Origin of the sequence: Leptolyngbya sp. Heron Island J (assembly GCF_000482245.1) — a bacterium.
Taxonomy (GTDB): domain Bacteria; phylum Cyanobacteriota; class Cyanobacteriia; order Phormidesmidales; family Phormidesmidaceae; genus Leptothoe.
Genome location: NZ_AWNH01000071.1, coordinates 178,878 through 189,288 on the forward strand (window position 1 = coordinate 178,878; position 10,411 = coordinate 189,288).

6 protein-coding genes are annotated in these 10,411 nt (G+C 39.7%); 1 reads left to right on the plus strand and 5 read right to left on the minus strand.

The features are described 5' to 3' along the window. Window positions 1-6: 6 nt before the first annotated feature. The 5 genes from N836_RS60150 to N836_RS77150 all read right to left on the minus strand — a co-directional run bounded on the left by N836_RS60150 (window position 7) and on the right by N836_RS77150 (window position 10,084). Window positions 7-5,793 (minus strand): AAA family ATPase, encoded by a 5,787-nt coding sequence (locus N836_RS60150; RefSeq protein WP_023074481.1) that lies wholly within the window; start codon window positions 5,791-5,793, stop codon window positions 7-9. Window positions 5,794-6,065: 272 nt separating this feature from the next. Then, complete coding sequence (locus N836_RS60155; RefSeq protein WP_023074482.1) at window positions 6,066-7,400, minus strand: radical SAM/SPASM domain-containing protein; 1,335 nt, start codon at window positions 7,398-7,400, stop codon at window positions 6,066-6,068. Between the two features lie 311 nt (window positions 7,401-7,711). Then, window positions 7,712-8,269 (minus strand): hypothetical protein, encoded by a 558-nt coding sequence (locus N836_RS60160; RefSeq protein WP_023074483.1) that lies wholly within the window; start codon window positions 8,267-8,269, stop codon window positions 7,712-7,714. 76 nt (window positions 8,270-8,345) lie between these two features. After that, the gene (locus tag N836_RS60165; protein WP_023074484.1) at window positions 8,346-9,431 is read right to left on the minus strand and encodes an amidohydrolase family protein; all 1,086 of its coding nucleotides are present in this window, start codon (window positions 9,429-9,431) and stop codon (window positions 8,346-8,348) included. A gap of 437 nt (window positions 9,432-9,868) precedes the next feature. After that, a complete protein-coding gene (locus N836_RS77150; RefSeq protein ID WP_023074485.1) occupies window positions 9,869-10,084 on the minus strand; it encodes a hypothetical protein in 216 nt (71 codons plus the stop codon). Between the two features lie 88 nt (window positions 10,085-10,172). On the opposite strand from N836_RS77150, the gene N836_RS60175 reads away from it, so the two are divergent. Continuing rightward, window positions 10,173-10,411 (plus strand): helix-turn-helix domain-containing protein (locus tag N836_RS60175; RefSeq protein WP_023073499.1); only part of this gene is annotated, 239 nt, incomplete at its 3' end.

The following is a 10,411-nucleotide window of genomic DNA, read 5'->3' on the forward strand; positions in this document are numbered from 1 at the left end:
TTCCGCTTAAGAACCAGCGTTTGATGCGATTTGCAAGTGCGTCTGCACCCATTGACGATCGAATACTAATTGATAAATCCGGTTATAGATCTGCAAGCTTCCTTGCTGTTTGACAACTAAGCCTGATAAGAGCAGCTCCTTTTCTTCTGGACTGTCGTCTGCAATCACGTCCTTACTTGCATTTTGTTCTAAAACCTGACTGTAGAGATTGAGTAACTGGCTGGCTGGTTGGTCGCTGTTGAGGATGCGATCGCGAATAGTTCTTAAATGCTCTGGTTCATCCTGAGATTCCCAGTTTTCAATGACCCGCTCTCGCACTAGCTTTTCAATCCATGCCGCTTCTCCATTTGTGGGAATTGAGTCGGTAGTGCTACGAACGAGTTTGCAAAGTTTTTGGGTTAAAAAGGGTTGCCCACCTGTCCAGGCTAAGATTTCTTTCAGCAATACTTGCGGGTTGCTCACCTTTTCGGCTAGCCCGCTGAGCAATGGTTGGGCTTCGTGTTCTTTAAAGCCTTCTAGGGGAATAGCCTGACCGATATTGAAGGGAGTACGTTTGCGATCGCTAATTAAATCTGATGGCGTCACCACACCCAACAGAGCAAAGGTCAAACTTCTATAGGCTGGATTGATACTGCGCTGATTGTAGCAAGAGCGAATCAGTGCAAAAAAATCATTGACTGGAAAACTCAGACCCAAGAGATTATCAATTTCGTCCAACAGAATTACTCTTTTTTGTAGGGATTCATCAGAGTCTTCTTCAATCAGCAAAAATTCTTCAATAAATTGACTCAGTCTGAGAACTGGTGAAACATCTTTGCGCTCAGCCCACCAGTTTTTAAGATTGACTTTACTAATCAAGTCAAAACTACGCCATAGTTCTACAACAAAACCTTTGTACCATTGTTCAGGGGTGACTGTTTCGCTACCCAAGCGAGTCATATCAATGGCAGCACAGCTGTACCCTTCCCGCTGGAGATGATGCAACATCCGTACCATCAGGCTAGATTTACCCATCTGGCGAGCATTGAGAATATAGCAAAAATCTCCCTGTTTTAAGACCTTGTAGAGATTTCTATCGGCGGACCTTACCACATAGGTAGGGGCATCCATGGGTAAGCTACCACCCACTTGATAATCAAAGGTAGGAGCTTGTTCAGCACTTCTGAGCAGATCGTTTTCAAAAATCAGCTCTGCCTGAGTTGCTTTGAGGACTTCCAGAGTCTGAGACAGTTCTTGGGTCCGTTCTTCTACTCGCTGCTCTAGGGTTTGATACAGTCTTGAGTTGTCAATGGAGATAGCCGCTTGGGCAGACAGTATATTTAAGAGTTCAACTCGGTCTGAGGTAAAGGCTGCCGTAGTTAAATTGTTTTCTAAATAGACAATGCCTTTTATCTGGCCTTGATTCAGCAACGGTGCACAGAGAATGGATTTACTTTGGGCTACCTTAATATAAGGATCATTCATAAATTGCCCTACATGAACCGCCTCACTTAACACAAGAGGCTCTTGGGTGCGGGCGACATAGTTGATAATCGATACTGGCAAAATCGGCGCAGAATTTTCAGATTCAGCAGAGTCTATGGGAATAGATGCCAAGGTGGTAATGTTGTCGCCGCCAACTGTGCCTTGGGCTTCAATCACCCAGTTATCCTGGCGTTTTAGCAGCAGGGCTCCGGTTTGGGCACCTGCATTTTCAATCATAATTCTCATTAGATTTTGCAACAGCTTTCCTAGCTTAATCTCACCAGAAATAGCTTGGGTTGCTTTCAACACCGTGGTAAGGTCAAGACTCTCGCCGCCAGATCCTGTGGTGGAGATGGTTGTACTTAGCTGCTGGGATTTCCCTCTAGATATTATGCCTAATAAATACTGAGGGTACTCTTCCTCTAATTGCTTGACTTTAGCCTTTGCTCCCCAACGGGTATAACAATGGTGAGCATTTCGAAGGTGCAATTGTCCAGTCTCTTCTCTACCGCGGTTCAGATAAAACTCAGCAGCTCGCTCATAGGCTAAGGCTTCTTCGTGAATAAATTCGTATTTTTTAGCGCCCTGAATTGCCTTTTCATAAAGCTCACTCGCTTCCCAATGCTTCCCTAAAATTCTTGCTTTTTCAGCTTCTACTAAATCATATTTATTTTGAAAATTGGCTGGACAATAACGAACCAACTCTCTTAACTCATTTTGATTTTGACTGACATTTTCTAATAGCCTCTGCCCATCTTCTATATCAGTTTCATAGTGAGCAAGAAATGAAAGCGAAGAATAAAAATTGAATTGTGGTGCAGGCAAATAGACTGAACAAGCTTGAATGTATTTTCCTGATTCAACAGAAAACTCAGCAGCCTGTCGATAGTCTTTGAAGAAATAGGATGAAATTGTCTTTGTAAAGTAAGCAATGAAAAGCAACCATGCATCCTGATTACACATCCAAGTATTCAAATAATCATTTTCTTCTTGAGTAGTTTTTCCAATAACTAAGACCTCTTCTAAAGTAGATTCTTTAAGCAATCGCAAAATAATGCTGTGACACACCCTTATATAATTACTTGAGAACTCATGTTGTAGAGTTTTTATCTTGTTTAGGAAATTAGTATATTTAGCATCAACCTCATCTAAGAGGTCACCTCCAAAAAAAGACATTAAACATAAGCTGATGGATGCATAACAAGCAAACTCATTATCCCCAGCATCTATACCCTTTTGGAATCCATCTAATATCTGAAGTTGTGCAGTTTTATCACGTAAGAATTCTTTCCAATGCCATATATTGCCATAATAGAGATGCATTACTAAAGCATCTAGCTTTGAAGTATTGGAATTGTCTAAAGATCTTATGGCTAGCTTGCCAAACTCATATCCTAGATTAATATTTTTATTTACTGCACATAATATAAGACCGTAATAAGCATATATGCTGGGGGCCTGAGGTGGACTACCGTACTTGAAACAAAGATTTAATTGGAACAATATAACTAAAATAAACAAATGAAAATCAGTAGTTATAGTTGGAGAAATCAACCTCTGCAAAATAGACAAAGTAGCTAATTTATCTTGATCTGACATTGGTTCAAGATTTTGCAAATCTTCAAGGCTATGATGCTTTAAATAAGAGTTGATCTCTATCGTTGTTTGATCGATTTTCTTAGCTATATCCTCTGAATCCCGAGGTAAAGAGATACCTAGTTTTTTCAAAGATTGAAGACCAAAGTTTATAGCTTCTTGCTGTTGGCAATCAGAATGGTAAAACAGCATATTAACTTCATAAACTTTTATGGTATCTAATGCTTGCTTAGCTTGTTTCAAGATCACATTGGATAGGGTTTTAATTTGATTTATTTTCTGATTGAGATATGCAGCTTCTAAGGTTTCTAGATGAAGATCAAGAGATAATGCATAATTCTTATGCCAACTATCTTTTGAAAGCATTTTCAAACCCGTCTCTAAATACCTTAAGGCAGGTTGATATGCCGTAGAGGCCTTAGCTTTCTTACCAGCAAAAAGGTTTAGTTGAGCTATCTGGTCTCGCTGGGTTTGCTGCGTTACTAACGCTATGCCCTCATTCAGATGATTGACAATATCAAAGATATTTTTTTCTACTGAATCTTGTTCTGTACTTTCCAGTAGTAAATTGCCAACCTGTAAATGAACTTCTTTCTTTGTTGCTGGTGAAATTAAAGTATAGGCTGCTTGTTGGACACGGTCATGTAAAAATCTGTAGTTGATCTGAGGTAAGGTGAGATGTAGAGGTGAAGCAGTATCTGTATTATTCGATATTTCTGCTTGGTTCCAAACCAGCGGTATTTTATAGTCATGACTCAGAGGTAGAATCAATTCCTCCTGTATTGCTATTTGCAATTCTTTAGCTGTTTCAGTTTGAGATTTGGCCCTAACCAAAGAGAGCACTTCTAAATCAAATTGATTGCCAATACAAGCAGCAAATTTAAGAATATCTTGAGTATTGTATTCTAACATCTTGATTTTTCTGGCCAGTAAGTCAACAACATTGTCGGTAATACTAATTTCGTTAATATCCTCAATGTTCCATTCCCACAACTTTTGATGAGTATCAAAGTGCAATAATTTCTCTTGGTAGAGTGACTTTAGTAACTGAGTTAAGAAAAAAGGATTGCCATGTGTTTTTTGACTGACCAGCTTTGCCAGAGAGCTTACTTCCTGGGTTGAACACCTAAGTGTATCTGCCAATAGTTGGGTGATATGCTTTACTTGTATGGGCGGTAGCAAGATATTACTGACTACAGTGTCAGTCTGCTTAATCTGCTCCAGGGTTTGTATTAAAGGATGGGTAGTATGGACCTCATTATCTCGATACGCTCCAAGCACAAACAGATATGGATTGCCTCCATCAATCATTAATAGCTCGATTAACTTTAAAGACGGCAGATCTGCCCATTGTAAATCATCGAGAAAAAAGACGAGTGAGTGATCTTTTTGAGTAAAAATATTGATGAATTTTTTGAAAACTAAATTAAATCGATTTTGAGTCTCAGTACTTCCTAAGGCCTCAACTGGTGGTTGATGTCCAATAATCTGCTCCAATTCAGGAATCACATCAATAATTATTTGAGCATTAGGTTCTAAAGTTTCTAAAATTGTGTTTTTCCACTTTTGTAATGCTATTTCAGATTCAGTTAGTATTTGGTGTACTAAATCTTGAAATGCTTGAGAAATAGCAGCATAGGGCAGATCACGATTAAACTGATCAAACTTTCCCTTAATAAAGTATCCACGTTGGCGGAAAATTGTGGTTTGAAGTTCTTCAACCAATGCTGATTTGCCAATGCCTGCATAGCCAGAGATCATAGTTATCTCTGAGCTGCCTTGGCAAACTCTCTTAAAGGACGCTAAAAGTTGCTTGATTTCTCGCTCACGCCCGTAGAGTTTATCAGGGATATGAAACCAACTAGAAAAATCTTGACTTCCTAAAGGAAAATCGGAGATTTCTTCCTGAGACTGCAATTGGCTGAGACAGTTTTCTAAATCTGTTTTTAGACCCCAGGCACTTTGGTATCTTTCTTCAGGGATTTTAGATAACAATTTCATGATGATCTTAGAAACTGTTAGCGGAATAGACGGGCATATCTTGTTGGGACTATCAGGTTGCTGTGCAATGTGACAGTGAACTAACTCTATTGGGTCAGTTGTTTCAAAAGGCAGTTGATTTGTTAACAGCTTGTAGAGGGTGACACCGAGTGAATAAAAGTCACTCCGATAACCTATGCCGCGATTCATTCTCCCTGTTTGTTCAGGAGCAATATAGGCTAGAGTACCTTCCAGATGATTAGGATTTTGAACTGATTGATTTTCCCAACCTAAATGAGTTGAAATCCCAAAGTCAATGATTTTCAGTTGTCCAGTTTCTCGATTGTAGATAATATTTGAGGGATTAATATCTTTATGAATAACATTTGCGACGTGGATAGCCGTTAAGCTCTCAGTAATTTTAATAGCAATGGAGAGAACTTCTTCTAAGCTCAGTTTAGATGTGGATAACCAAAAATTCAGTGAGTGACCACCAAAATCTTCTAAGAGAATGACCAGCGTATTTTCGTATCGTTTCAGGTCATAGGCCTTAATCACACCATCTGCATTGAGGTTATGGGTAATTTCGTATTCGAGTTTATATCGATTGAGCTCTGAGGGAGTAGGATAGTCTTCTTTTAGGATTTTCAGAATAATTGGTTGTTTATTTGAAGTGATAATAGCTCTATAAACTAAGGAGTTATCGCTTTCATAGATTTTTTCGATAATCTGATAATCTTCTATATTTTTCATGGATACGTCTCCTCAACAGTGATAGTGAAAGTCATAGGATCTCAAGGCATAAATTTGGTAAGTAGATAGCCGAAAGTAAACGTCCCTAACACCGCTGGTTTCGACTCCACTCAACCAGCTAATTTAGAGAAGGTGAGGGCTGAGACTTCAATGGTGAGACTTCGGCGTGAGCTCAGTCGAACGCTCAGCCGAACCGCGGAGTCGTGCGCGGAGCGTTTCTTATAGAAATAGCCCAGATTGATGGATAGTTTTGTCCATTCACTTATCATCATCTAAATCTTTTGATAAATCTCAGTGACATTTGTTGTTGTCCTATGAATTCCCTCCTTAACCGATTGGAACTTAACCTGTGACATCCACATATCACATTGCTTACAAGCTGGACGGTTATCTAACTGATTAAGGATCAAATCTCGCCTTAATGCTCTAAATAGGTCTCCAGACCAAATCTCTTGTAGCGTTTGCTTGTTATAATCCCCTAAACTTTCAATCTCTTGATCAAAGCCGAGTCGGAATAAAGTTTCAATACAGTAGTATATTCTCCCATCAGGCAAAACAGCCACTTCTGTGAAGGGATACATACAGGGCCATCTGCCTTGGGACTTTTGTCGATAATATTGAATTGAATCTTGAACAGCTTGATTTTCCTGGTTTAGGCGCATGTTGGTCTCCTGATACTGAGCGAGATTAAGCATAAATACGCCATCAACTTTTTCGAGCCAATAGTCTTGAAATGCTTGTTCCTCGTCATTGGAGTTACCCTGATTTCTCACGAATGATGTTCTTACGTTGCATGGAACACCAAGGCGATCGCGAAGTTGAATAAAATTAAGTACATTAGCTCGCACTCGATGCAGATTGCTACCTCTAATTCGTTTGTAAGTATCGACTTCAAATGCATCGATACTGATATCGATGCTGGTTAACCCTGCTGCTAATAGAGCAATGGCTTTTTCTTCATCTAGTAGTTGACCGTTGGTGGTCATGTGGATGCTAGGAACACCTTGTTGTCTGCATAATTGAATAAAATCTACAATCTTTGGATGCAGTAATGGCTCTTCTAAGCTGCCTACCATTATGGCAATACCAGCCTGTCCACATTCTGCCGCGAGTTTAGTCATCATCTCCCAGGACATAGCCCGGTTTCCTTGAAAGAAATCCGTTGTATGGTTTGGCTTAATGAGTGGACTGTGGTACGGGCACATAACACATTTCAGGTTACAAGTGTTGCCGACAATTGCCCTAACATACTGGGGTTTGATTGCTATGCCATAGTGATCTGCAAAATAATGTAGTTTCTCGTCAAGATCTAACAGATCAATCACGGTTGGCGTCGTAGAAAGACTAGATAAGTTCTTCGCTATATACTCTTGGGGATATAAATAAGCAATTGTTGGATATTTGGGCAAGCCTAACTCTGAAGTAATAGCTAAACTTGGCTGTAATATAATTGAATTTTTATTTTTCTGAGAAGTATCATAAAATTTTTCAAGACTCTTTTTATGTACGGGAATACCGTGAGGAGGTATATCTAATATCATCTCCTCTATGCGCCATTTATCTTCGATTGCACTAGGCAAGAGCTTTTGGGGATCTTTAAGAGTCATTTCTTGTACCTTCAAAAGCCTAAAAATAAAATGTTTCAGATCAACAAATTCAAATGCTAATAGAAGTCAGATTCATTCAGATTTCTACTTGTTTATCTCTAAATGCTTCTAAATATCCGCTTCTTTCTCTTGAATCAGTCTAAACAATTAAAACGTTTAAAACGACTCTTGTACCTCATAAGAAAAAAGGTATAAAAGTCGTTTCCTTAGGAAGAATTGAGAGTAACTATAGCTCACATTAAGTTATCAAAATATCCTAAAACTCTCAATATGTATGAGTAGACTAAGTCACAGAATCATACTCTCTCAACTCAAGAACAAGTCGTAGGAATATAGGGATTTTTCGCATAATAAGGCTTCTCATCCGAAGGATCTTTGATCCATTCTTCCAAATCTCCTTTATAAATCGGCGCAATCGCTTCACCAGGCTCATTTGGCTTATCAGAAATCTGAGGACATGGGGGGTAAGGAATCCACATGGTCAGAATTGATTTTGAGCCAGGGTCAGCGTCGGTTATCTTACCTTCAAATTGACTATGTAAGACTTTAAACTCATAAATATCTGAATCTATCTCATCACGACTAAATATAGGGAGAGAGGGGCCTTCTTGATCTTTAAAGACTTTTTCAAGCCATTTATACTCATTACTAGATGCATCATACGCATAAAGTAATTTTTTTAACCTCTTAGGATCCTTAAAGCAATCATCTAAGTTTTTACATACATCTTTATCTTCATCTAACCATGTATAAGCAATGATTTGAGAAATCTGTTTTGTTTGTCGTAATAATCTTTTTATATCAATTTCATCAGTGTGCTTTTTGTCAGGATCATGAACACTAACAAGAAAGTTTCTGGTACCAAACATAATATCCTCCAAATATATGCTGTTAAGAACTCAACTACTCGCAGATATAGTCAAAATTGAACATTGAACGAGCTAGCTAGGATAATCCATAGAAATGACTAGGGTTATCCCAAAGTATTTGATGCAAAGCGCCTTGAGATAACTGAGGTTCTAGCTTAAGAAGTTTTTCAATTGCATCAGGTTGATGATCCATATGAGGATAATCCGAACCAAAAATGAAGTTATCAACACCGATATGCGTAATTACTTCGGCTAAATAGGGCTCAGAAGGCTCGACGGCAATAAAACACTGGCGACGAAAATAGTCTGATGGTTTTATTTTGACATTATCTTTGACCTCCCAATGTAAATTCTCATATTCTTCATCTAAACGCCAGAGCCAGTAGGATAGCCAACCACAGCCTGATTCGAGAAATCCTACTTTTAGCTTTGGATGTCGCTCTAATACTCCCCCCTCAATTAAAGCCAACAATGCCATCATCTGTTCCATGGGATGAGAACAGGCATGAAGGGCAAAACGACTATTAAATCTCTCTGCACCAACTGTGGGAAGCTGACTGTGGGTTCCTTCATGAATACTGACGGCAATTTCCAAGGCTTCACACTCAGACCAAAACGGTTCAAATGCAGGATCACTTAACAACCTGCCTTTTACCGGATTGGGACGGAGAAACACGGCTTTGCCACCATACTTAATAATTTGGTGCAACTCTGACACCATCTTCTCTGGTTGGTGGGGGTTAACTGCGCCTACTCCCTTCAACCGCTCCGGATCATAGCTGCAAAACTCTTCAAACAGCCAAGTGTTGTAAGCTCGCGTAAATGCTCCCGCTACCTCTGGTGCCATACTATCAATCGCCCACAGCCATAACCCATAGGTAGGATAAACAAAGGCAATATCCACACCCATTTGGATCATTGACTGGACATGGGATTCAGGATCGTAGCGGTTTAAGTAGGCTTGGGGATGGGCCTGCATCATCTGCTGATTGCCCACATCCTGAACCTGTGGAGAGATTTTATGGGTAATCGATGCTCCCTTGATTTTCATATCCAAGGAAGGTATAAACTCCTCAAACTCAGGATCAAGATATTTACTCCACATTTGGGGTGGCTCGATCACATGGGAATCTGCATCGATGATCCTATATCCATTCAACATAGGCAGCTAAACCTGACTTGATTCAGCAATATCTTGATCGGTTCTGCTTATAGTATGAATTTCAGGAACAATTACTTACATAAGATTCTAAGCGATTGTGCCATGTACGCAAGTTCAGTCATTTGCAAATTTACAAAAGTTACACTTATTAGTCTACATGGCTTTAAGAGAAATGTCGTAATGAGTAACTGAGGAAAATAGCTCTCTATCTCGAAAAAATCATCTCCAGTCTTTTGAGATCGTTCTAAGGATGTAAAACGACTACCCTTAGAGTGGGTTCGTAAACTAATACTAAGCAGCCTGAGAAGTTTTTGATGTCTACCGTCGTCGGTTATCGATCAACCGATGCAACATTAAGCGAATCATGACCACATAGACTGCTCCTTCATGGTTCTCAGGTAACACCTCATAGTCTCGGCATAGACGTCTGGCCTTATCTAACCAAGCGAATGTTCTCTCGAAACCCATTGATAAGGATCCGGGACAAATCCCTCTCCTAGTTTTGTTGTGACCTCTAAAATACAGTGATGAACGTGTTTTATGATCTCTCCTAAGGCTCCCTTGTATGCTTGGTCAGCCAATACTTTCTCAAGCCTCACATAAGTCTCTAAAATAGGCTCTAACACCGCTACTGCTGCTTTAATGTCTGCCATGTTGGCGTCACTAACAAAACAATTTATACCAATTCTGTAATTAAGAGCTACACATGGTAGAACTGAGGTGCAGCCTTCAATGTGAGCGATGTCAGGCATTTACCATCTTGAAATTACCGAAAGTGAAGACGAGCTCAAAGCTCTCCTGAGAAGTCAAAAAACGGCCTCGTCAAAAGAGCGAATTCAATTCCTCTATTTGCTTAAAAGCGAACAGGCTTCGACAATCCAGCAAGCTGCCAAATTATTAGGTCGTCATCGGGTCACGGTCCAAAAATGGGCGAAGCGTTATCGAGACGGTCAGCTAGCGGGATTGTTGAGTCATAAGCC

Bases quoted from the DNA above. Each gene is read 5' to 3' on its own strand.
- N836_RS77150 (WP_023074485.1), bottom strand. From the start codon at position 10,084: ATGGCAGACATTAAAGCAGCAGTAGCGGTGTTAGAGCCTATTTTAGAG.
- N836_RS60165 (WP_023074484.1), bottom strand. From the start codon at position 9,431: ATGTTGAATGGATATAGGATCATCGATGCAGATTCCCATGTGATCGAG.
- N836_RS60155 (WP_023074482.1), bottom strand. From the start codon at position 7,400: ATGACTCTTAAAGATCCCCAAAAGCTCTTGCCTAGTGCAATCGAAGAT.
- N836_RS60150 (WP_023074481.1), bottom strand. From the start codon at position 5,793: ATGAAAAATATAGAAGATTATCAGATTATCGAAAAAATCTATGAAAGC.
- N836_RS60160 (WP_023074483.1), bottom strand. From the start codon at position 8,269: ATGTTTGGTACCAGAAACTTTCTTGTTAGTGTTCATGATCCTGACAAA.